This window comes from Oscillibacter sp. (assembly GCF_032018205.1).
In the GTDB taxonomy this organism is placed as follows: Bacteria; Bacillota; Clostridia; order Oscillospirales; family Oscillospiraceae; genus Oscillibacter.
Window position 1 is genome coordinate 84915 of the sequence record NZ_DALZOY010000010.1, and the last position, 23953, is coordinate 108867.

Annotated in this window: 20 protein-coding genes and 1 pseudogene; 15 read left to right on the forward strand and 6 right to left on the reverse strand. The window is 44.5% G+C overall.

Annotated elements, in window-relative coordinates:
• Positions 1 to 7: 7 nt before the first annotated feature.
• The 5 genes from RTU96_RS09420 to RTU96_RS09440 all read right to left on the reverse strand — a co-directional run bounded on the left by RTU96_RS09420 (position 8) and on the right by RTU96_RS09440 (position 3642).
• Positions 8 to 745, reverse strand: a complete 738-nt coding sequence (locus tag RTU96_RS09420) for an ABC transporter permease (protein WP_312636314.1) — start codon at positions 743 to 745, stop codon at positions 8 to 10.
• Entirely contained in the window at positions 738 to 1661 is a 924-nt protein-coding gene (locus RTU96_RS09425; protein ID WP_312636315.1) for an ABC transporter ATP-binding protein, read from the reverse strand. The genes RTU96_RS09420 and RTU96_RS09425 overlap by 8 nt, the downstream gene beginning before the upstream one ends.
• A 158-nt stretch (positions 1662 to 1819) precedes the next feature.
• Complete coding sequence (locus RTU96_RS09430) at positions 1820 to 2737, reverse strand: sensor histidine kinase (protein WP_397356774.1); 918 nt, start codon at positions 2735 to 2737, stop codon at positions 1820 to 1822.
• A gap of 7 nt (positions 2738 to 2744) precedes the next feature.
• The gene (locus tag RTU96_RS09435; RefSeq protein WP_312636316.1) at positions 2745 to 3461 is read right to left on the reverse strand and encodes a response regulator transcription factor; all 717 of its coding nucleotides are present in this window, start codon (positions 3459 to 3461) and stop codon (positions 2745 to 2747) included.
• The gene (locus RTU96_RS09440; RefSeq protein ID WP_312636363.1) at positions 3445 to 3642 is read right to left on the reverse strand and encodes a DNA-binding protein; all 198 of its coding nucleotides are present in this window, start codon (positions 3640 to 3642) and stop codon (positions 3445 to 3447) included. Before RTU96_RS09440 ends, RTU96_RS09435 begins: the two co-directional genes overlap by 17 nt.
• A 265-nt stretch (positions 3643 to 3907) precedes the next feature.
• On the opposite strand from RTU96_RS09440, the gene RTU96_RS09445 reads away from it, so the two are divergent.
• The 15 genes from RTU96_RS09445 to RTU96_RS09515 all read left to right on the forward strand — a co-directional run bounded on the left by RTU96_RS09445 (position 3908) and on the right by RTU96_RS09515 (position 22411).
• Entirely contained in the window at positions 3908 to 4441 is a 534-nt protein-coding gene (locus RTU96_RS09445) for a TetR/AcrR family transcriptional regulator (RefSeq protein WP_312636317.1), read from the forward strand.
• An 80-nt stretch (positions 4442 to 4521) separates the two neighbouring features.
• Entirely contained in the window at positions 4522 to 5820 is a 1299-nt protein-coding gene (locus RTU96_RS09450; RefSeq protein WP_312636318.1) for an MFS transporter, read from the forward strand.
• A gap of 26 nt (positions 5821 to 5846) precedes the next feature.
• Positions 5847 to 8264 carry a PEP/pyruvate-binding domain-containing protein gene (locus RTU96_RS09455; RefSeq protein ID WP_312636319.1) on the forward strand — a complete coding sequence of 806 codons (2418 nt, stop codon included), beginning with the start codon at positions 5847 to 5849 and terminating at the stop codon, positions 8262 to 8264.
• Between the two features lie 331 nt (positions 8265 to 8595).
• On the forward strand, positions 8596 to 9249 hold the full coding sequence (locus RTU96_RS09460; protein ID WP_312636321.1) for a hypothetical protein: 654 nt from the start codon (positions 8596 to 8598) through the stop codon (positions 9247 to 9249).
• An 813-nt stretch (positions 9250 to 10062) separates the two neighbouring features.
• Positions 10063 to 10689: a TetR/AcrR family transcriptional regulator gene (locus tag RTU96_RS09465; protein ID WP_312636323.1), complete on the forward strand. Its 627-nt coding sequence runs from the start codon at positions 10063 to 10065 to the stop codon at positions 10687 to 10689.
• Between the two features lie 66 nt (positions 10690 to 10755).
• Entirely contained in the window at positions 10756 to 12498 is a 1743-nt protein-coding gene (locus tag RTU96_RS09470) for an ABC transporter ATP-binding protein (RefSeq protein ID WP_312636324.1), read from the forward strand.
• Positions 12495 to 14225, forward strand: a complete 1731-nt coding sequence (locus tag RTU96_RS09475; protein ID WP_312636326.1) for an ABC transporter ATP-binding protein — start codon at positions 12495 to 12497, stop codon at positions 14223 to 14225. The genes RTU96_RS09470 and RTU96_RS09475 overlap by 4 nt, the downstream gene beginning before the upstream one ends.
• A gap of 455 nt (positions 14226 to 14680) precedes the next feature.
• Complete coding sequence (locus tag RTU96_RS09480) at positions 14681 to 15298, forward strand: TetR/AcrR family transcriptional regulator (protein WP_312636327.1); 618 nt, start codon at positions 14681 to 14683, stop codon at positions 15296 to 15298.
• Positions 15299 to 15422: 124 nt separating this feature from the next.
• The gene (locus RTU96_RS09485) at positions 15423 to 16013 is read left to right on the forward strand and encodes an MptD family putative ECF transporter S component (RefSeq protein ID WP_312636328.1); all 591 of its coding nucleotides are present in this window, start codon (positions 15423 to 15425) and stop codon (positions 16011 to 16013) included.
• Positions 16013 to 16741, forward strand: coding sequence for an energy-coupling factor transporter transmembrane component T (locus RTU96_RS09490; RefSeq protein ID WP_312636329.1), 729 nt, complete (start codon positions 16013 to 16015; stop codon positions 16739 to 16741). The genes RTU96_RS09485 and RTU96_RS09490 overlap by 1 nt, the downstream gene beginning before the upstream one ends.
• A 15-nt stretch (positions 16742 to 16756) precedes the next feature.
• Complete coding sequence (locus tag RTU96_RS09495) at positions 16757 to 18244, forward strand: energy-coupling factor ABC transporter ATP-binding protein (RefSeq protein ID WP_312636330.1); 1488 nt, start codon at positions 16757 to 16759, stop codon at positions 18242 to 18244.
• A gap of 525 nt (positions 18245 to 18769) precedes the next feature.
• Positions 18770 to 19129 (forward strand): BlaI/MecI/CopY family transcriptional regulator, encoded by a 360-nt coding sequence (locus RTU96_RS09500; RefSeq protein WP_312636331.1) that lies wholly within the window; start codon positions 18770 to 18772, stop codon positions 19127 to 19129.
• A 17-nt stretch (positions 19130 to 19146) separates the two neighbouring features.
• The gene (locus tag RTU96_RS09505; RefSeq protein WP_312636333.1) at positions 19147 to 20733 is read left to right on the forward strand and encodes a M56 family metallopeptidase; all 1587 of its coding nucleotides are present in this window, start codon (positions 19147 to 19149) and stop codon (positions 20731 to 20733) included.
• Positions 20734 to 21249: 516 nt separating this feature from the next.
• On the forward strand, positions 21250 to 21879 hold the full coding sequence (locus RTU96_RS09510; RefSeq protein WP_312636334.1) for a helix-turn-helix transcriptional regulator: 630 nt from the start codon (positions 21250 to 21252) through the stop codon (positions 21877 to 21879).
• A 118-nt stretch (positions 21880 to 21997) separates the two neighbouring features.
• The gene (locus tag RTU96_RS09515) at positions 21998 to 22411 is read left to right on the forward strand and encodes a hypothetical protein (RefSeq protein ID WP_312636335.1); all 414 of its coding nucleotides are present in this window, start codon (positions 21998 to 22000) and stop codon (positions 22409 to 22411) included.
• A gap of 4 nt (positions 22412 to 22415) precedes the next feature.
• Here the strand turns inward: RTU96_RS09515 and RTU96_RS09520 are convergent.
• A pseudogene (locus tag RTU96_RS09520) lies at positions 22416 to 23813 on the reverse strand (molybdopterin cofactor-binding domain-containing protein); the annotation flags it as partial.
• Positions 23814 to 23953: the final 140 nt, after the last annotated feature.

The following is a 23953-nucleotide window of genomic DNA, read 5'->3' on the forward strand; positions in this document are numbered from 1 at the left end:
CTTTTCCTCACTTTCTTCTCCCCAATGTGATATTAGCAAGAAGCACTGCGGCAATATCCCAGACGCAAATGCAAAAAAGCGCCATTGGGACATTGATCGCTTGTGTAAATGCAAGACCGGGAATATCTCCATTCCTTGCGATGATGACTGACAAACTGGATAAAGGGTGCAGGTACATATTGATTGATATGATGAAAATTCCGAGAAAGCTATAGATCAAGGTGATAGAAACCGGGAGAATATATCCCTTTTGCGACGCTGCAACTGCCAAAATCGGCAGCATGGCAAAGGCTGTAAGAACACCAATCTCCAAACACTTTTTCAACAGAAACAGTACGCTTTCCCATTCAAATTTGACATATCCGGGAAGTACACTGAACAGTGCGGAAGCAATGGCTGTAATCAGCATGAAACAAACAGAGTAAAGCAAAACGATAAAGAATTTACTGAAAAAATATCCCATCTTGCTGATCGGCACAATCCAAAGTTGCTTGAGCATATCGTTCTGATTTTCGTCGTGCATCAGTATGGTGCAAAGCATTCCCAAGACGAAGGGCAGGATCATCAAAACTGTGTACCCGAATGCAGACCATTTATAAAACTGTACTGGTTCAACGCCTGCCTTCCTAAAATAATGAAAATATAAGAATGCAAAAAACGGCATAACGAGGGAAGCCAGCATCATAACCCAAATGAGCTTCCTGCGGCGGAGTTTCAGAAATTCTGTTTGAATCAATTTAAGCAATGCCTTCTCCTCCTGTGATTTTCTTGAAATAGTCCTCTAAGGTATCATTACAAAGCTGAAAGCTGATAACAGTTATATCCTGTATTACAAGGGCTTTATTGATTTCACCCATATCCAGACCGGTGTCATAAAGCCGCAGAATATGGTCGTCTTGAACAGAATAGTCTGTCAAACCGAATTGGCGTTCCATAATCAGGGCGGCCTTAGAGACGTCGGAAACTTGCAGCAGAATATATCTTCCGTTTTTTTGTTTTAGATCCTCCATACTGCTTTCTTCCAGCAAAACACCATGGTCAATAATTCCAATATCATCGGCCAATAATGAGATTTCAGAAAGAATATGACTGGAAATGAGAATCGTCTTTCCGTGCTCAATGCTCAAATTTTTAATAAAATCTCTGACTTCTGCGATGCCGATGGGGTCAAGGCCGTTTGTCGGCTCGTCCAAAATCAGCAGTTCTGGATCATGCAAAATAGCATTGGCAATACCAAGGCGCTGCTTCATTCCGAGGGAATACTTACTGAACAGCTTTTTGTCTTTATAAGGTAAGCCTACTACGTTCAATGCGATTTCAACTGCGTGCGGTGCGGCTGTGCCTCGCAGCTTTGCGAAAATCTCCAAGTTTTCCGTCCCGGTCAGGTTTGGGTAAAACCCGGGCGTTTCGATAATGGCACCAATACGGGGATATACCCGTTTTTCCCGGCCTTTGATATTCTTTCCAAATACATCCACCTCGCCGGAAGTGATGGAAGCAAGCCCTAAAATCATTTTCATGATTGTGGTTTTCCCGGCTCCATTCCGTCCTAAAAGTCCGTAAATTCGGCCTTTCTTTACATGGAGGTTGACGGAATTGACAGCTTTCTGATCTCCGTAAACCTTTGTCAGTTGTTTCGTTTCAATTACGAAATCACTCATATACAATTTCCTCGCTTTCAATCACTGTTCTTTCGCAATGTGATAGCCAACAGAATGGCAGAAATCATCACAATGAAAAGTATAAGGCATAAACCTTGCCAAAACCTTGCCGTAACCTTGTTTTTATCTTGTTTTGGCAGCAAGAAAGCCCTGTGCTGTCACAGGGCCTTCGGCAATAGAATTGTGAATGTCGTTCCGGAGCCGGAAATGCTGGCCGCTGTAATCGTTCCTTTATGAGCACTGACAAGCTCTCTGGTAATAGAAAGGCCAAGCCCGTTTCCTTTGGCAGATCGTGAGTGATCGCACTGATACATTCTTTCAAAAATATGCGGAAGGTCATCGGGTGAAATCCCTTTTCCATTGTCTGTAATTACAATTTTGGCTTGCTGTTCATTTTCAAAAATATGCAGAGTCATATGATTACCCTCACTGTGGGTAATTATATTCTGTAATAGATTATTGAGAATACGGGTATATGCGTTTACATCTATGCGCATAGAATACTCTGTTTCCGGTATATCGAATGCGTATGCAAAATGACTGTTTTCTAAAATGGGAATCCAATCAGCTATAATATTACGGGATAACTCATTCAAATCAAAAAGTTCAAAGTGGAAAATTTGTTCCCCAGAATCCAGTTTAACCCATTCAAACAGATTTTCTACAAAATGCTTTAATTGATGAGTTTTATTGGATGCAACATGAATATATTCGTCCTTTTCTTCGCCTGCAACTATGTTACTTTCAATGGCCTCCAAATAACCAACCAATGAGGAAAGCGGCGTTTTTACGTCATGGGAAAGGCTTGTCATGAGCCGTTTGTATGCCTGCTCCGATTGTTTTTGCTGAATCAGCCGTGATTGGCTTGTAACTGCAATTTCGTTAATATCATAACAGATTTGTCGTGCCATATCGCTCTCGCCTGCTAAAACACGTCGATTCAAGTTTCCATTTTTGATATCTTCTAAAACGTCTTTTATCAGTGCAAGCTGTGTTCGGACTCGCCGCAAAACTGAAATAAGGTACGCCATCATAAACAGGGCAAGAACCAAGCCCAAAAACAGATAAGTATTCATATTTATCTCACGCCTCTTGATTGAAGCGATAGCCTACACCCCGAATTGTTAAAATATAAAAGGGACAGTCTGGGTCTGGTTCAATCTTTTTTCGCAATTTGCTGATGAAAGACATAATGTTATTGTCGTCAAAAGCATATTCTTCTTCCCATACTTGCGTGTAAATCTGCTTTTTGGTAAATACACGCCCTTTATTTGCTGCCAGAAAGAAAAGCAGGTCAAATTCCTTTCCGGTCAGTTCTACGACATGATCATTCATGCTGACAATACGGTTTGTTTTATCAATCATCATGCCGCTTAGCTCAATATACTCCGAATCTGTTTCTGCCGTAGGGTTTAAAGTAGTGTAGCGTCGGATCAGGGAGTTGACACGAGCCATCAACTCGTTAATGCTGAATGGTTTTGTTAAATAGTCATCTGCACCAAGCCGAAGCCCGGAAACTTTATCTTCCTCATCACTTCTGGCGGTGAGCATGAGTACCGGGACATTACTTGTTTCCCTGATTTTTTTTAGAACTTGAAAACCGTCCATATCCGGCATCATTACGTCCAAGATTACAAGAGAAAGAGAATTGGCATTTTTATTTTCGTCAGCCAGACGCAGCCCCTCTATACCACCATGCGCAATAACAGCAGATAAGTTCTCTTGCTCAATACACTTTTTCATAAGAGCGCAAAGCTCTTTGTCGTCGTCTACGATTAAAACTCTATTTTTCATTTTCATCTGCCTTATCCATCCTCTTTTTTCTTGCGTCCTCTGGCTTTTCCGCATCTCGTGGAATTGCCCATGAGCGACCAAAGCGGATAACGCCATCAATTCTGTTTTCCGCACATAGCTTCTGGATTCTTCTGTTAGAAATTCCCCAGTTGTCAGACGCCTGCTCTACGGATATATAATCAAGCATTTGCATTCCTCCGTAACGTATGTTAATTTTATTATATACGTATAAACGAATGGAATCAATAAGCTCTTCATTAACTATGTCCATGGTAAATTCATTACCGGTTTCTTTCATGCATTTTCCGATAACAAGTCCTTTTTATAATTTTCTGAGATGCTATATTGACGAGTCTTGAATGGAAAGGTATTATGATATACACAGAAATGTTTCGGAAGGGGTGAATTTATTGGGACGTCCATACACTGTGGAAGAACGAGCAGAACTGAAGATGAAAATCAAGGAAGCAGCTTCCAAAATGTTTATGCAGCAAGGTTTCAAAGAGTTTAGAATACAGCGGTTAACTAAGCAAGTGGGCATATCATTAGGTGGTTTTTATACCTTTTACGAAGATAAAGAAGCGCTTTATGAAGAGATCCTGCGCGATGAAAAAAACAGAATACGAAAAAAAATCTTAACAATAATAGCGGGAGAGAACCAAGCACCGAAAGATTTTTTTGCTGATATTGCCCATGTTCTTTTAGATAAGACAGCCACAAACAAATTTTACACTAACGAATATAGCAGTTTATTAGAAACATTGGTCTGGAATGATGATCCCATTACCGCAGAGGATAACCTGCATTTCATAAAGCAAATCAGGAAAATATGGGAAAACAAAGGAATTGTCATCGCAGCATCTGATGAAGAACTGGCCGCCGCTGTTGCAACGTTGGCCATACTGTGCACTCATAAAGAAAAGATAGGTGTTGGTTTTGATTCGTGGTATCCAATCATTGAAAAATCGCTTCTTGCGCAACTTTGATATTTTTTGACCACTCTGTGAAAAATGTTTGATTTTTTCACAGAGTGGCGATATACTGTTCTTGAAGGAGGTGGTTCAGTTTGAATAAGCCTAAAAGGACTGCCATTCTCATCGGGTTGTTGCTTTGCATGGGTGCTTCCACCATTATGCAAACCTATTTCAGCAGCGCTTTGCCCGCAATCAGCAGGAGCTTCAAATCCGTTTCTTTTTATTCATGGATACATGGCAGCTATATGCTTGCTTCTTCAGCCGTCATTATATTGTCCAGTGGGCTGTGTCAGAGATTTGGCAACAAGAAAAACTTTATTATCGGTTCTTTGCTATTTGGTGTAGGCACTGTAATAGCCCCATTCAGCAGTTCTATGCTACAACTGGTAATCGTGAGAATCGTTATGGGAATAGGCGCAGGTGTAGTAGTTCCGGCAACCTACGGGATAATAGGTGAACAGTTTGAGAAGGAACGGTATTCGTCTGTTTTTGCCGCCTTTGCCGTTGTGCAAATCGTGTTCAATGGGTTAGGCAGCCTGGCTGGCGGATATCTGCCCCAGATTGCTTCATGGCAGGCAATCTTTTATATCTTACTTCCTCTTGAACTGCTAAGCTTCTGGTTGGTGTTCCAAAATCTCACTGATAGCGTTCCGGTTATGCATTCAGAGCCTTTTCACTTCCGCCGGCATTTACTTATGATTCTTGCGATTCTTCTCACAACATTAGGGATTGAACAAGCCTATCATCAGCAATATCTATTATTGAGTTTTAGCGCCGTATTACTTTTCTTTGTGGTATGGAAGGACACTAAAAACGGGAATATACTGCTTCCAAAAGAATTTGTAACGGACCCTTTGCTGAGAAACCTGTGCCTTCAGGTATTTCTGTTGGGAGTATTTTATAATGTTTGTCTTGCTTATCTGCCAAGCTTGATGCAGTTTTCTATGGGGTTCAGTGCAGATACGGCGGGAAATCTGTTGGCAGTATTTGTTGTCCTCATGGGGATAGGAAGCGTGTTGGGAGCGCTCATTAAAATCTCTGAACGGCTGGCCATACTAATTGGATGGTGGGCAGGTTTGGCAGGGAACATTTTCATGCCATTCTTCTTTATACTGGCTGTGGGGCTTCTGGGATTTGGCTCAGGGATATTGATGTCCGTATTATTGGGATATACCGCCACGCGAACCAAGGATAACGCTTCCGGAGTAAACAGCACCGCCCATTTGATTCGTAATTTTGGTGGCAGTTTCGGAACCATACTGTTTCAGTTTTCACTCAGCCATCCCCAGCAATATTATATTGGCGGTGTTATGATTCTTGCCGTATCGGGAGTGATTGCAGCGTCTGTATCTTTTCGATTTAAGCATATTTTAAACGAACCGAAAGCGTGAGCTTCGGTCTGGAGGAGGGTTTAGTCATGAAATACATCAGAAATTTTCAGGAAATAAGAAAAGAGGATATTTCCGCTGTCGGAGGAAAAGGCGCAAATTTAGGGGAAATGTTTAACGCCGGGTTGCCTGTTCCCGATGGATTTTGCATTACAGGAGAAGCGTTTGACGAATACATGAAGCGTAATGGCTTTGACCAGCAGGCATCGGCTTGTTGTGAAACGCTTCGCTCTGAAATTGCGTCCGGACAGTTTTGGGCTGAGTTGGAACAGGAAATTGCTGGATGTTATGCTGTGCTTGGAGAAAATGTAAGAGTGGCTGTCCGCTCCTCAGCTACCGCTGAGGATTTGCCGGAAGCAAGCTTCGCCGGGCAGCAGGAAACCTATCTTAACGTTGTTGGTATAGAGCCGCTTATGATCGCTATAAAAAAGTGCTTCGCGTCTCTGTATTCTGCCCGCGCCGTTGCTTATCGCAAACAGGCAAACTTTGATGCGGTCAAAGTATCTTTGGCAGTTGTGATTCAGAAGATGGTGGAAAGCGAAGTGTCGGGCGTTCTTTTTACCGCCGATCCTGTCAGTCAGAATCCCGATCAAATGATGCTCAATGCCTCATGGGGGCTTGGCGAGGCGATTGTTTCTGGGAAAGTAACACCGGATATCTATATCTACAGCAAAAAGGCCAAGCGTATTGCCGATAAAAAACTGGGGGATAAAGATATTCTGATCTGTTATGGTACCACAGGAATCGAGGAAAGAAAAACACCCTTGGAGCAAAAAAATCACTTTTGCCTGAATGACAAACAGGTACTTGAAGTTTTCGCAATGGGTCAAAAGGTGGAACAGCATTATGGAAGTCCCCAGGATATCGAATGGGCTATTTCAGGCGGCAAGCTATATTTATTGCAGTCCCGCCCCATTACCACTTTAAGCGAAAAAGCAAATGAAAGACAGCCGGAGCTTTCCGCATCGCAGAGAGCATTGCTCAATAACTGGATTGAACATTGCCCCACGCCCCTTTACCCGCTGGATATAGAACCGTGTGAAATCATAGATCGGGCAAAATCCAAAGTTTTTCAGGAATTGGGTATTTCCATCGGGGGTGAGCTTAGCATGGACGAAAACGGAATACTATCCTTTTCGGCAGGCACCATGCGTATTTCTCCGCGGATTGCAAAGGTTCCATTTCTGCTTGGGCAGTTTACAAATTATGCGGTAAATTCTTCAAATACAAACGGTGCATTTTCCAAGATAAAAAAAGAGCTGGAGGAAATATCTGCGACGGATGTTTCCCGGCTATCCGTCCCTGCGCTGCTTCAGCAAGTAAGGGCTTTGATGAACTTATCGGAAGAAATTGCTTATGTACGTTTTCGCTATAATATCTTCCCGTCTGTCGCTGTTTCCAAGCTGCTTTATCCGACTTTACAACGGGTAGATAAAAAGATTGATGAATTCGATTTGCTAAGCGATTTGCCTTATAAAACATGGGAACTGAACGTCGCATTAAGAAAGCTGGCCGCTTATATTCAGGATCATAAAGAGTTAAACAGCGCTGTTACGAATTATAAAATTATGGATAGAAGTGCCATAGAAACCATTCGGGGCGACTATCTTGAATTTTCCGTCAGGTTGCAAAATTTTCTCAATGAGTTTGGATGGAAATCAAGCAGCAGCTACTGTGCATTTGGCTCCGTATCATGGTTTGAGGATATAATTCCGCTCTTTTCTTTGATAAAAGCTTTGTTACAGTCGGATAACAAGGATTTAGGAAATCACAAATATCAGGCAATCCTTGAGAAAATCGCTTTGCGATTTTCTGCAAAAAAAGCAGCCAAGGTGCGTAAAAAGATTGAAGAAATACGAGGGTATCATATCAACAGGGAAGAAAGCCTTTACCTGATCGAAATGTGTTATGGATTGGCGCGCAGATCAGTTTTTGAACTGGAGCTTCGGTTTCCTGAAATATTTGAGCAGCCAAAGGATATTCTTTTTCTTACACTGGAAGAGATATATGCACTGCCTGCCGGGACTCAAAATTATAGGGAGCGAGTTGCGGTTAGAAAAGCGAACCGTCCTCAAAACGAAAAATTGTGGAGCGGCCTTTCGATTGGGGGGGAGGTTAATAACGAGAATGCGTTAACAGGCGTATCAGGCAATAGAGGTATCTGTCAAGGCAAAGTTAAGAAGATTCTTACCTTGCAGGAATTTGATAAAATGCAGCAAGGTGACATTTTAGTTTGCCGATATACCGACCCTTCATGGACGCCATTGTTTATTCTAGCGTCCGCGGTTATCTCTGATACAGGCGGACCGTTATCCCATAGCGCTATCGTCGCAAGGGAGTATAACATTCCCGCTGTTTTAGGCTGTGGCAACGCAACTGAACTGTTGAATGATGGGCAGGAAGTTGTAGTGGATGGAGAGAAAGGTGTTGTCCGAATTGTAACTTAAAGAACCATCTTAAAATAAAGGGAATGCTCTGTAAAAAACGTTGATTTTTTGGGCACTCAATCCGAATCTTTGCTCTTGACAAATATTCAGGTGGTGGGAAAATAAACGAAGAAAACCGAAAGCCTGCTGATAAGAACCGCACAGGTTTTTTTGCTAAGCAAGATAAAAGCAAGGTTGCGGCAAGGTTTTGGCAAGGTTCATGGGTTATACTCTTAATTGTGATAGTTTCTGCCATTATATTGGCTATCACATTCTAAAGGTACAGTGCGATTTTCTACACAACAAGCCTATGGAAATTTTGGTATAAAAGCGAATGTGAGAGGGAATAGACGTGATAAAAAAAGTATTTGTGATGGTAGTGGTATTGTTATCGGTTTTAGGGCTATGTGCATGCTCTGCAAAGGTGAACGAGGTGAATGGGAACCAGGGAAAAGATTCCTCGTCAACTGACGATGAAGGCATAACAGAAAGTCCGGATGATTCTTCTGCTGCCGACTCTGGTAAAGATGATTTAAATGCATTTTTAGATGACAAGCGAATTATTCAAGATCAATCATTTGATGTAGAACTGGATGATTGGGGAAGCGTAAGGCTTGTTTCCTATGAGCCAGATAACAGTGTCGATTTTGAAGATGTTTCATTTTTCTTAACAGTAGAGGATCAGGTTATTTATTCTTTCCCTTACTACTGCGAAAATAATAGTACTGAGAATTATGTGGGGCTGTTTGATAGCGTGGCTGCTGTGGATTTTTATGACGTGAACAATGATAATTTCAAAGATGTAATTGTCATAATTAATTATGTCACAGGAGCTGGGCCTCAAGGTATGACCCCGCGTCCCAGAGCCAGAATATTCTTAGCGGACAATCAACGATTTCATCAAAAATTTGACCTTGCAACGGACTTGATCGATGATATCACAAACAATATTGCGGAAAAGGACCTTACAATTGCCGCAATACGTGAATATCTAAAGGCCGAGTAATGTCAAAATTCTTACTGAAACTGCCGTAAAAGCTTAGGAGGCCATCATGAAGCCCAACTCTGTTTTTTAGAATATCATAGCACCGATAAGAGTGGTTCGACTGAAAGCGCCTATTATGATGTATTTATGTTTGAGGTTAAAAAGGTTTCCAAAGACGTATGGGATTCGCTGACCAAAGAGTAGCTTTTAATTTCATCTGATCTAATCATTTGGAATTCACTTGACTAATATTCAAAAACGATACTATTCGCAATTTTTTAATTACTCAGGCCGGCAATGAATTGGTTTTCATGAATTTATAGGATAAAAAGCATTATGAAAAATATCAAAGCGAAGAAGTGAAAACTGAAGGACTAATTTGCTTGAAATAATGAGCAATATTGACACGCTAAAAATGAAAACAGAAGATAGTGAGCGCGGTAAGTTTATCGTTTCAATTTATATGATTAGGTACACTTGCCAGAGCCCCTACTAAAGCATATTTTCAAATCGTGGGGGTTCAAATCCTCCTTTTAAATTCAGAATCGACGTGGCTCGCAAGGAATAATATTCCGGACCTTGTCCCCATTGGGGCTGGGTTCGGATTATTGCTTTATTTTTTGCTGTCATGCTACTTGTGACACCGCAAAAATAAGCAATCGCAATTGATTTTTTTCCCTGCTGGTAAGTTCTTAATCCCGAACAATTTTGATGGATTCTATTGAAAATTAGTAGCGGTGATAAAACGAAGTGTGATAAGGAGTTGACAAATCTATTCTACTGTGATAAATTCATAACAGTGTTTTGTAACGGCGTTATGAAAGGGGCAGTTTCGTGGCTAAGCAAATTGAGGGTGTCTATGAGCGTGTTCTTGTATGTGCCAAAGAAGAATTCCTGAAAAGTGGATACAAGGATGCATCCATGAGGACGATTGCTGTTGCGGCGAGAACAACAACCGGCTCTATCTATACGCGTTTTGGCGATAAGGAAGGTCTTTTTAGTGCGCTGGTCGAACCTGTTGTACAGGAAATGTTGAAGACTTTTTGCCGTACTCAGGAGTTATTTCATGCGCTTGACAGGCAAACGAAAATAGATACTATGCCTGAATATTCATCTAAGAGTATGGGACAACTGTTGGATTATATGTATGCACGCTTTGACGAGTTCCGGCTCTTGCTCGATTCTTCCTATGGCACGAAGTATCATCACTTTATTGATGAGATGGTCCGCATTGAGGTTGAATCCACCTATCGGTATATGGAGGTGATTGGCTGTGAAAATGTAAAACGTGGCATCGTCACCGAAGAGTTTCTGCATATTATTACAACAGCCTATTTTGAGGGCGTTTTTGAAGTTGTGCGCCACAATATGCAGTATGAGGAAGCAAAAAAATACATTCATATGCTAAGAGACTATCATATGGCAGGGTTTGGCACGATTTTTTCACCCCCTAATACATGAAAGCACAAAACCAACTAAAAATAAAATTATGAGTTAGCTATGGCTAATAATTTAGGAGGAGTCAACATGAAGCAAAAAAGTCCCTTACTACGAATTTGGGAGTTGGGTGAGTCGGAGCATAAACGCTTGTCGGGCGCGATTATCAGTGCGCTGATCGGTGTGCTGGGTGGAGTCATTCCTTACATAGCGGCAGCACAAATAATTATTGGTATGGTAAGTGCAAATCAGAATCTGACGTATTATCTGATGTGGTGTGGCGTGGGCTTGGCGGGTTATCTGGCACGGACCCTATTATATAATTTTGCTTTGGCACTGTCCCATCAGGCGGCGTTTTCTATTTTAAAGGAGATTCGCCAAAGAGTCTTAAAAAAGCTGCCGAAGCTCCCGCTTGGCACCGTGATGGATACCAAAAGCGGCAGGCTCAAGCAAATAATTGTGGATCAGGTGGAAAGCATGGAAACCACCCTGGCACACCTGCTGCCGGAAATGACATCAAATATTATCGGCCCCATTTGTGTCCTGATCTATCTTTTTGTTTTAGATTGGCGCATGGCGCTGCTCTCCTTGGTGTCCTTGCCGGTGGGGATGGTCTTCATGATGGCGATTATGAAAGGTTATAGCAAAGACTGGGAAGGTGCTGTTAAAACCACGCAGGAAATGAACGAAACAATTGTCGAGTATATCAGCGGCATTGAGGTAATTAAGGCATTTAATCAAGGCAAGCACTCCTATGCCAAGTTTTCAGACAGAGTGAAAGCAAATGCTTCCTACTACTACAACTGGATGAGGCGGTGTCAGTTCAACATGTCTTTGGCATATTCCATTGCGCCCACTACCTTGGTTACGGTGCTTCCTGTCGGATGGCTTTTATACCGCACAGGCAGCTTAACGGTTGAAACCTTTCTCACCTGCATCATTTTATGCTTGGGGCTGGTGACGCCTCTTTTAAAAGCCATGAGCTTTATTGATAACCTTGCCAAAATCGGCACAACCGTAGCCTCCATTGACGAGTTCTTGGAGGGGGAGGAGCAGCGGCACGCTGCGGCGCCGGCAAAGCTTGCCACCTATGATATTTCACTGCAAAATGTTTCCTTTGGATATCATGCTGACAAGGAAATTTTGCATGGAGTCACTCTCAACATTCCGGCAGGCAGTATGACAGCATTGGTTGGGCCTTCCGGCGGCGGCAAATCAACCATTGCTAAATTGATTGCGGGCTTTTGGGATGTAACCGGCGGCGCGATTAGTCTGGGCGGTGTAGATGTAAAGGAAATCCCTCTGGAGCAGCTTTATGAGCAAACGGCATTTGTATCGCAGGATAACTATCTGTTTGATGATACGATTCTGGAAAATATCCGCATGGGAAAAAGCGCCGCTTCCGATCAAGAGGTAGAAGCTGTGGCAAAAGCGGCCGGCTGTGACGGCTTCATTCGGGAGCTTGAGCATGGCTATGAAACGAAGGTAGGCGGTGGCGGAGCACACCTTTCCGGCGGCGAACGACAACGTATTGCCATTGCCCGTGCAATGCTGAAAGATGCGCCCATTGTGATTCTTGATGAGGCCACAGCCTACATAGACCCTGAAAACGAGGCTGTGATTCAAAAAGCAGTCGCAAAACTCATCAAAGGGAAAACGGTGATTATTATTGCCCACAGATTATCAACCATTACGGATGCGGATCAGATTGTCGTGGTGCAAAACGGGCAGATTGAAGCTGTGGGAGTTCATGAGAACCTGCTTGCTGATTGCTCGCTTTATCATTCCATGTGGCAGGCGCATTTAGGTACGAAGGACGGTGATGCAGCATGATTGAAACCCTTAAAAAAATATGGTGGTTTGCTGGGACGGAACGAAAAAATATCAATAAATCACTTCTCGTTGGTCTGATAAATGCCATTTTCCGCATGCTTGAAATTGGTGCTATTTATGTGGTGGTGCAGGCGCTCCTTACAGGGCAAGGGGACAGCACGCCCGCTTGGATTGCGCTTGGATTGATTCTGGCAAGTATTTTGGGCGTTGCTGTGACCAAGTACTTTTCGCAGTTGCAGCAAACCCACGCCGGTTATTTTATGGCGGCAAACAAGCGCATTGATATTGCAAATCGACTGAAAAGCGTCCCTATGGGATATTTCAATGAAAACAGTCTGGGCGAAATCACCGGCGTTTCCACCACCATATTGGACAACGTGGAAACCGTTGCGCCCATGGTCCTAGTTGATATCTTAGGCGGACTCATCAATGCGGCTGTATTTACGGTTATGATTCTGTTTTGGGATTGGCGCATTGGCGGTATTGTTGTGGTAGGCACGGCGCTTTATCTGTTTGTTACCTCCCTGATGGATCAAAAATCCAGAAGCATCGCGCCCAACCGTCAAAAGTCTGAAACTGTTATGGTTGGTGCTGTTTTGGAATACATACAGGGAATGAGTGTCATTAAGTCCTTTAATCTCACTGGAAAAGGCGATAAAAAGGTTCAGGATGCACTGGAGTTTAATAAAAAAAGCAATCTTGCGCTGGAGAAGCTTTTCACACCGTACACAATGGCGCAGGGCATGATACTTCAGATATTCAGTGTTATTATGACGGCAGCGGCGATTGCTTTTTGGCTTGGCGGAACCATGAGCGTCGCCAATGCGCTGATGACTGTTATTATGTCCTTCTTAGTGTTTGCGCAGATTCAGTCCGCCGGAAGCGGACTGTCCCTCCTGCGGGTTGTAAGCAGCTCCATTGATCATGCGCAAAGAATGGATGAAATTCCCCAGTTGGATGAGCACGGACAGGACTTGATCCTCAAAGAACATGATATTGTATTTGAAAATGTGTCGTTTTCTTATGAAAACAAAAAAATTCTCAACAATATTACTTTAACAATTCCGGACAAAACCACCACGGCAATTATCGGGCCCAGCGGCTCCGGCAAAACCACACTGTGCAATCTGATTGCCCGTTTTTGGGACGTGGACAGCGGCAGTGTCCAAGTTGGAGGGCATGATGTAAAGGAATATACGCTGGAATCTTTGATGGAGCAAATCAGCATGGTTTTTCAGAATGTCTATTTGTTTGCCGATACCATTGAAAATAACATTAAGTTCGGAAGACCTGACGCCACGCACGAAGAGGTGGCTGCGGCAGCAAAAAAGGCATGCTGCGAAGATTTCATTCTGGGGCTGCCCGCGGGCTATGACACCGTCATCGGCGAGGGAGGGGCCTCTCTTTCAGGCGGCGAAAAACAGCGCCTTTCCATTGCCCGCGCCATGCTCAAGGATTCCCCCATTGTTATTCTGGATGAGGCGACGGCAAATGTAGATCCCGAAAACGAGGACCGCCTCCAACAGGCCATTGAAGCGCTGACCAGAAACAAGACAATTATTATGATTGCCCACCGCTTAAAAACGGTTCGCAATGCGGATCAAATTTTGGTGGTGAATGATGGCGAGCTTGTGCAGCGGGGCACTCACGACCAGCTAATTAGTCAGGAAGGCATCTATGCTGACTTCGTCCTTGGCCGAAAAGAGGCAATTGGATGGAAGCTATGACATGATATAAGATTTCATGTGCTTCTGGCATACTTCTCCACCTGGATACTTCGTACAAACGCTCTTGTTGACCGGCTTGTTCTAAGCCTATGTCAATACGGAGCTTCATGCACTAAACGTTTTCTATTGCCCTGCTGATGCTTTTCAGCAGGGCTTTTCCTTTACTCGTTCCGGGCGTCTCCTATGGAGCGTTTGAGCGGAACCGGAAAAAAACGGACAGTCGATAAGAAGCCCCTTAATGCAGGAACATAGAACTGCATCAGGGGCGCGCAAAGGTCTATAACCGGTACCGTGGCAACAAATGGAGCGAGTAATCTCATGTCGAGTTGAACCGGATATTCTCCAGCGCTTTCAAAAATGCAAGTTTCATATTGCATTTCAGCAAAGTCCGTGTTAAAATTTGTATTACGATGTAATATTACGGCGTAATTTTATTTCGGAAAGGAGGTGTAAAAATGTCAAGGGACTTTCAACAGACGCATGAGAATTTACTGCTTTGCGCAGAAAAGCATTTTTTGAAATTTGGTTTTGAGCGCGCAAGTATCAGGGAAATTTGCAAGGACGCCAGCGTGACAAACGGAGCCTTTTACAATCACTTTGAGGATAAGGAAGCCCTGTTCGGCTCATTGGTGGATCCCATTCTCCAGAAAGTCTCAGAAATATATTCCGACTCAGTGTTAAAACATTTTGAACTGGCTAAGACGGATGAGTTGAAAGATTTGTGGAGCCTTTCTGAGGAAACAATTCAGCAGATCATTGAATATGTCTACGAGAATTTTGATGCTTTTAAATTATTGCTTATGTGTTCAGACGGTACAAAGTATGCATCTTTTCTAGACGATGTCGTTCGCCGAGAGGTACGCGAGACATTGGCACTGATCAATGAATTAAAATTGAGGGGCGTTCCCGTTAAGGATTTGGAGGACGATGAGTGGCATATGCTGGTGCACTCTTACTTCGCTTCGATTGCGGAAATTGTTTTTCATGACTATCCGAAAGACTCCGCGTTAAAGTATGCACACACGCTTGCTGCGTTTTTTAGTTCTGGCTGGCAAAGAGTTTTGGGGATATAATGTCCCAAATTTTTCTTGTTTGGTTAGCTAATGCTAACTCCTGCAAAACTCACAGCAAGCCATAAATATCCTATATTACATGGAGAAACACTACGTATTTATAAATGGAAGGAATTAGATTAAAATGGAAAAGCAAATAAACAAACTCACGGGCAAAGACCTGATCAATGTTGGAATTTACACAGCAATGACGCTTGTTATATTCTTTGTCATTGGACTGCTGACAGCGCTCCCGGTAGTGTATCCGTTTCTATTTATTATTTGGCCGGTTGTTTGCGGGATTCCAATGATGCTGTACTATACTAAAATTAAAAAATTTGGAATGCTGACGATTACTGGTGTCATAAGTGGAATTTTCTTTTATCTGATTGGTTACGGTTGGATTGGCCTGATTGGTTGGATTTTAGGAGGCGTTTTGGGCGATATTGTTTTAAAATTCGGCGGCTATCAAAGCTTTAAGGTTACTACATTGAGCTATGCGTGCTTCTGTCTGGGAATTATGGGTTGCCCGGCAAATCTTTGGTTTGCCGGTGAGTCATATTGGGAGAACATCCACAGCTCTATGGGTGACCAGTATGCAAATATGTTACAGTCACTCATGCCACCTTGGATGCTGTATGCAGGCTTTGCGCTGTTGTTTGTGGGCGGTATTTTGGGCGCGTTGCTTGGACGCAAGATGCTGAAAAAGCATTTTGAAAGAGCAGGAATTATATAATGGAACAACTCCAGGCAGTTGCAAACGTAAAAAAAGGATTTTGCCTTGACCCCCGGATAAAGCTGCTTCTGATGGCCGTCGTTGCTACCTCTGAATTTTTGTATTCCCATACTGCTTTTATGATTGCAGTGGCGCTGATTCCCTTTGCGCTGTTACTTACAAACCGTCAATATAAAACTGGCATTATCTTTTTTGTTCTGTTCACGGCAGGACTGGTGGTTCAGGCGGTTCAAAATAGCATACAGTTCCCGATGGTTATCAATATGCTTATTGTGCTTTTGGTTGGGCTGGTTCTGCGGCTGTTTCCCGCCTTTATGATGGGGGCGTATTTCATAAAATCCACGACAGCAAGCGAATGTGTTGCGGCTCTGGGGAGGATGCACATTGGACGGCAGATTACCATTCCGCTATCCGTTCTGTTTCGTTTTATCCCAACCATGCAAGAGGAATCATCCTCTATTAAGGATGCTATGAGAATGCGGGAGGTACAGTTCGGAACTAAAAAGTTTTGGAGAGATCCAGCAGCGCTTGTGGAGTACCGTTTTATCCCTCTGATGATCTCTGTTGTCAAGATCGGGGAGGATCTTTCAGCAGCAGCCTTAACCCGCGGCTTAGATAATCCGATAAAGCGTACAAATATCACCAAAATTGCTTTCACACATTATGATGTGATTACAGTGTTAATCTCAGCGATTATGCTGGTTCTCACATTTTTTATACCGCAGTAAAGGAGAGCGAACAGAATGATAGAACTAAAAAATGTTTCCTTTACATACGAAAGTGGAGAAGCTGAAAATAGTCTAAAAAATATTAACCTTACCATTCGGGATGGCGAGACGATCCTGCTATGCGGGGAATCCGGCTGCGGGAAAACAACCTTAACCCGGCTGATCAATGGACTGATTCCCCATTATTATGAAGGCAAAATGACTGGGGAGGTGTTGCTGGACGGCAGGGAGGTAAATGAATATCCTCTATATCAAATCGCGCAGCGGGTTGGCTCGGTATTTCAAAATCCCAGAACACAATTTTATAATGTGGAAACCACCAGCGAGATTGTGTTTGGCTGTGAAAATATGGGCTTACCTGTTTTGGAAATGCGGAAACGCTTAGAAAAAACCACCCAAAATCTCAAACTGGAGAAGTTGCTGAATCGGAGTTTGTTTGCTCTGTCTGGCGGGGAAAAGCAAAAAATTGCCTGCGCCTCTGCGGATGCCACCCAGCCCGATATTTTTGTGTTGGATGAGCCGTCTTCTAATTTGGATATTGTCACGATTCGGGATTTGGCTGGCGTGATTCGGCATTGGAGATCAGAGGGGAAAACAATTATTGTGGCAGAGCATCGCCTATATTACCTTATGCCGTATGCGGATCGTATCATTTTTATGAAACACGGGGCTATCTGCCACGAGTTTACGAAGCAAGAGTTTCAGAGACTACAACCAGCGGAATTACAGAATATGGGGCTTAGAGCCTTAGACCCGTTTCATCTCTTGCCAGAATCCACGCCAAATCCCAATAGTTCCACCCTACGCATTCATAATTTCTGGTTTTCCTATGAAAAAAACGGGCCGGTTAAGGTAGATATACCCGACCTGACACTGCCCAAGGGTGAGATTATCGGCATTATTGGAAACAACGGGGCTGGGAAATCCACCTTTGCACGCTGTCTGTGCGGACTGGATAAAAAGGCAAAAGGGAAGTTGGAAATAAACAACACCTCTTACGGGGCAAAGCAGCGTAGGCACCTCTCCTATCTGGTTATGCAGGATGTAAATCACCAGTTATTCACAGAAGATATACTCGATGAAATGCTGCTTAGCATGGCCGGTGATGACGTGGAAAAGGAGACGACGCGTGCCAATGAAATTTTATCCAGCTTGGATTTGCTGGATAAAGTGAAACTGCATCCAATGTCTTTATCTGGCGGAGAAAAGCAGCGAATTGCGATTGGCAGCGCAATTGCATCAAATAAAGAGGTTATGATATTTGATGAACCTACCAGCGGCCTTGACTATCGACACATGGTGGAGGTTTCCGAAAATTTAAACCACCTGAAAGAGATGGGAAAAAGCCTGTTTTTGATTACACATGATCCTGAACTCATTTACAAATGCTGCACTTACTTGCTGTTCATTGAGGATAGCCAGGTCCTATGGCATCGTCCAATGGATGATACTGCTGTAAAACTTTTGCAGAGTTTTTTTCTTATGGGGAACATTCAGGTTTAACACACCTAAGTTTAAGAAAAGAAGTTAGATATTAAGCTGCCAAGCGGGTAAGTGTGTTGCTGCGGGCCATTGATTCCTAATGAGCATTTTTTAATGCATAGAACATCCCCCGATATTGGTCTATTATGCCATACCGGAGGAGATATTTGGTTTTTATCTATGGTTAAAGGCGGCGGTTCGATTGAACCGCCGCCCTGCTTTATGCCATTTCGCTTCTTTCATATCCTTGTGCCTGACGCTGTTTCCGTTCGGCACGCTCCCGCTGTCCTTCCTGAATATAATGTCCGAATCCTTGCTGAATGTCGTTGCCGCTCTTGATGGCAAGCGGTCTGGAGGAAGTTTTGGAACGCCCCTATACAGCATTCTAGTTTAAATATTATAGCAATATCTTATCTTTTCACAATTACAGCAACATCTCCGGCTTTTTGTGGAGATATAAGAATTTCCCTTGACAACTAGAGACTATCGTGATAGTCTAAATTCAATTAGAGACTATTGAAGTAGTCTGGAGGAGACGTAAATAGTATGAGTATTAAATTATTTGACTCAGAACTTAAAATAATGGAAGTTCTATGGGAACGAGGCACTGTGCCTGCGCGCGATATTGTAGATGTATTGACAGATCGTGTTGGCTGGAACAAAAATACTACCTACACAGTGATTAAGAAATGTATTGAAAAGGGTGCCATCGACCGTGAAGAGCCCGGCTTTTTGTGTAAGCCGTTGGTTACAAGAGACGAGGTTCAGCAAAGCGAAACAGAGCAGCTCATTGATAAAATGTTTGGTGGCTCCAGCGAATTGTTCTTTTCAGCTTTTCTTAAAAATCAAGGTATTTCAGAGGAAGAGGCAAAACGGCTTGCAAAACTGATTGAGGAGGCGAAGTAATTATGCTGCATTTCAGAATGGATATGCCGCTGTATCTCATGGCCTTTTACGGCAGCATCATGATTGTCGTCGTTTTGCTGCTCAGAAGTTTTTTGAAGAATCACCTGCCCAAGCCGGTTTTTCCGTTGCTGTGGGGGTTGGTGCTGATTAGGCTGTTGGTTCCGTTTTCTCTATCCAGTCCCATCAGTGCGCCTGTGCCGGAATGGCCGCTTCAGCATGTAAACAGCGCAGCCGTTTATATAAGCGATCTTGCGGAAGACACCGTTACACCGGGTACAGGCGCTTCGGATGCTGTGACATACAGCTTTGCAGAAACTTCCGACCATTGGACGCCAGACTGGCAGTTTGCACTCATCTTTGTGTTTGGTTTGGGCACCGCCATTACAGCAGGCGTATTGTTTATAAAAAAGCTTCGGTATTCCCAGAAATTAAAAAATAGCTTGCTGGTGGAGCATAATCAAGCAATAAATATGATTCTTCGAGATATGGGTATGGGGCATATTCTTGTATTTACAAATGATGAAATCGCTTCACCTCTTGTATGCGGAATTCTGAATCCACGCATTTATCTTCCTTCGGGTATCAATTTTCAGAAAACCCAGCTTCTGGGCCATATCCTTACCCACGAAATCATGCATATTAAGCGCAGGGATAACTGGATTAAGGCGGTGATGCTGCTTGCTTTGTGCCTGAACTGGTACAACCCTCTGGTATGGTTCATGTCAAAGTGCCTATCCTCAGATCTGGAAGCTGCCTGTGACGCTGCCGTGCTTCGCCGAATTGATGATAACGAACGAAAAGACTATGCTGCCAGTCTCCTTTCTATGGCAATAACCGGAAACCGCTCTACGCTGCTTTACAGCGCCTTTTCCAAAACAGAGGTAGAGCGCCGCATAAAAAGCATTTTAAACTATCAAAAGACGACTGCCTTTATTCTGGTACTGTCAGTTGTTTTTGTAATGAGCAGCACCGTCGTATTTGCCACAGGAGGACAAGCTCCATTTTCTGCTTATTTGAGCAGCTATTGCAGCAGCACTTCCTCTCGATGGGGCGTTAAGGCAGGGCTTGCAAGAGACATTGCGTTGGGTGAAGATGCAGGGCTGCGCGCAGACAATGCAATTTTTGACGTGCTGGATGCGGATACTACAAATAATCCGGAAACCATTGCCGATCAGGTCAAAGCGGCGCTTGCAAGGGAATTTAAGGTTGAGAAAGGTGCATTCCTGCTTGCAGTGGACCTTTGCCTAATGGAAGAAGAGGTTTTGCAGGAGTATGCAAAGCAGGGCATTACCAAGGGTCAGGACGGATTTTATCTTTATAAAGGCGAAGCTGTGCGAACCTATGAGGATGAAATGCTTGGTTCAGTGCAGACCAGACCGGACGGCAGCGTGGATATTGCCGTTAACAGGGATCGGCTGGGGCAAATCACCTCTGTGACGGTTTTAAAACAAGGTGACGAAGCCTTTGAGCGCCGTAGTAAGGAAATTGAGCGCAACCGGCGTTTTAACACGGGCGTCTCTTACAGCTTTGACGGAACACAGGAAAATACTCCTTTGGTGGAGCAGGATACGGCGGTCGAAGCGGGAACAAAATTTTTTAGATGAGCAGTAAACAATTAAAAATTCTTGCACTTATCTCCATGCTTTTTGACCACTTCATATGCATATTTCCACTGTCGGATGCCATGGCGCCAATTGCAGATTGGGTATCTTCAATTTCTATCCGGTTCATCTGCTTGCCTTAGCGATTGTTGGATATCTTAGAACCCCATTGAAATAGTAGGCAGAATAGAACCGCCCTGCTGATTTACGATCAGCAGGGCGGTTCTATTCTGGGCATATGTCAAATCGTGAGATATATCTTCACAAACAACCTTCGGAGTTCGAGTTTATTATTGAACCCTGACCACTTAAATATCTATGCGTTAGGAATTAACCTAACATACGGCTATTAAATCTTTGCCTCTTATGTTAAAATCAGTTTAATTTATAAGAATCACGTATATAATAAATTTGATTTAGCGACATAGCAACCGCCGGTTGACATATATTCAGGTTTGGGTGATGGCAGTGCAACCATGGCGTAGGGTACTATAGCATTACCTGGGAAAGGGGGATATTATGAATATAGCAGACAGAATACAAAGCTTAAGAAAAACAAAGGGAGTATCACAGGAAGAACTTGCAGAGCAGACAGGAGTCTCCCGACAGGCCGTATCTAAATGGGAGGGCGGGCAAAGCATGCCTGAGATAGATAAAATTATTGTCATGAGCGATTACTTTAACGTGACCACGGACTATCTTTTAAAAGGGATTGATCCAAAGTCGGAGGAAATAAGAAAAAGGCCGGATGCCGGAGTATTTTCAATTGTTGGCACGGCATTGAACTTTATAGGACTGATCGCCGCGATGATGATTTGGTATGAGGAGAAACAATCTTCCTCTGTTGCGGTTGGTCTGATTATTATAGCGGTTGGGTGCGTGTGCTTTGCAATTGGACAGAATATTGGGGATGAAGGCACAAGAGCAAAGGCGAAAAAGCACTTTTGCCTAATTAACATATGGATTTTGGGGCTGATTCCCATTTCAATCTGCTTTAATCTGCTGGACGGCTTTTTCGGCGGATATGCGGGCTTCATTGCGCCGTATCCTCTGCTTGGAAATTCGTTTGCAACCTATGGGGCTGTCTGGTTGCTCTATGTTGTAATTTGTACTGGTACAGATTTTCTTATTATTAAAAAAACGGCTTAAATTTGCGTACTGTTAAGCTGTGGCGATATTGGATTGGCGACACAAGACCAAAGCCAATGCGGGACAGCAGATGAAAGAAGTTTATTTAGTAGATCATGAGCTTAAAAGCTATATTTGAATGTGCCGTTTTATTGCAAATAGCTGGGATGAGCTTCAGAAAATTGACCGGATTGCCCGGCTTCATCAGTGGGAGGGGATGTTGGAGCCTGTGGGGCTGCGGATCATTCCCCAGCGCTTTGACGACGGAAAGCGGCCGGGATTTCCAGAGGAGCTGCTTCCTGCGTTTGCGGGGAAAATCAGAACGCTCCCAACGATTTCCGTCCGGGGCTGCCTGCCAAAATGCCGTGGAACACCGGGAGACAGTGGAGGCGCTCTTGCGTCAGGCAAAAATTGTTGCTGCGCAGAACCAAACGGCCTTTTACGCGAAGCTGCTGATTACCTGACGCGGGGAGAACGGCTTTTAGAGAGACTTGACCAAAAACAGGGAAGCGGGAGCCGATTTTACCGGTTCCCGCTTTTGATTGCGCTGTAATCGTTTATTCTTTCCGATAAGGCGTGCCCTTCAGCGGGAGGCTTTGACGGAATTTTTCATCCAGCCGGTAGTAGGCATGGGCGCAGGCAGGAGCCGTGGGAATCATGCACAGCTCTCCGCAGCCCTTGGCGCCCAGAGAGTAGGGGAGTTGATCCTCCTCGGCGGGACGGCGGAGAATGACTTCCAGCTCCGGGGCTTCCGTTGCCCGCATAAAACCGATGGTTTCGAATTTGCTCTTCGGATAGCCGTCCTCGCACTCAAACTTTTCGGTCACGCCGCAGCCGATGCCCGTAATCATGCCGCCTTTAATCTGACCTTCCACAGATTCGATGTTGACAGGGGTTCCCACGTCGAAGGCGGAGACAGCTTTGGTGATTTTTCCTTCTTCGTTCAGCACAATCACCTGCGCGCCATAGGAATAGGAGGCGTGGCTGACAGGATTTTCTTTCACCGCACCTAATGGATCAGTGAGGGCGGAGTATTCTCCAAGAAATTCCCGGCCCACCAGCTCGGCCAGCGTTTTCCCGCTGTCCAGCGCGCATTTGAGACTTTCACCGGCGCGTCGGGCGGCTTCGCCGGTCATCACCGTCTGGCGGGAAGCTGTGGACGTTCCGAAATCCGGCGTGCGCACGGTGTCCGCCGCCTCAAAGACAAACAAAGCGGGGGCTTGATTCGTTACATGGCAGATTTCCGTCAGGGCCATCTGTCCGATGCCTTGTCCCATGCAGGAGGCGGAGGTGCGGATGTGGATTTTCCACTGTTCCACGGACGGTAGAACCCGCCCAATGTCCCTTTTTCCCATGCCGGTCCCGGAATTTTTAAAGCCGCAGGCAATGCCCGTGTAGGGATTTGCGTAAAACATGTCCTTTACTGCGTCTAAGCACGCGGCCATATTGGTATTGGGGTCGGCGGTCTGCCCGTTGGGAAGCACATCGCCGGGTTTGATGGCGTTGCGGCGGCGGAATTCCCACGGGGCCAGCCCCGCCATCTCCGCCAGAAGGTTGATATGCATTTCCATTGCAAAGCAGCTCTGGGTCACGCCAAAGCCCCGGAACGCGCCGGAGACGACGTTGTTGGTGTAGACGGACATACCAAAAATGTCAATATTCTAATAGTTGTACGGCCCCGCCGCGTGGGTGCAGGCCCGGTGCAGCACCGGCCCGCCCAGAGAGGCGTAGGCCCCGGTGTCCGCGATAATAATGCCCTTCGTGCCGGTGAGAATGCCGCTTTCATCGCAGGCGGTGGGGAACTCCATCTCCATGGGGTGGCGCTTGACATGGTAATTCAAAGATTCCTGCCGGGTGTGCTTCACTTTGACGGGCTTTTTGGTGACCCACGCCATCAGGGCCGCGTACTGCTGCACGGACCTATCCTCCTTGCCGCCGAAGCCGCCGCCCATCAGCGCCGCCCCGCGTCAAATTTCTGACTGCACAATGGGCATAAAGGCAGACACGCCGCGCTTTTGCGCGGCGTGTCTGCCTTCTTTTCAAACGAGGGAGCTTCTCCCATGCCGCCGAGAGGCGGCTGGGGGGAAGTGACGTG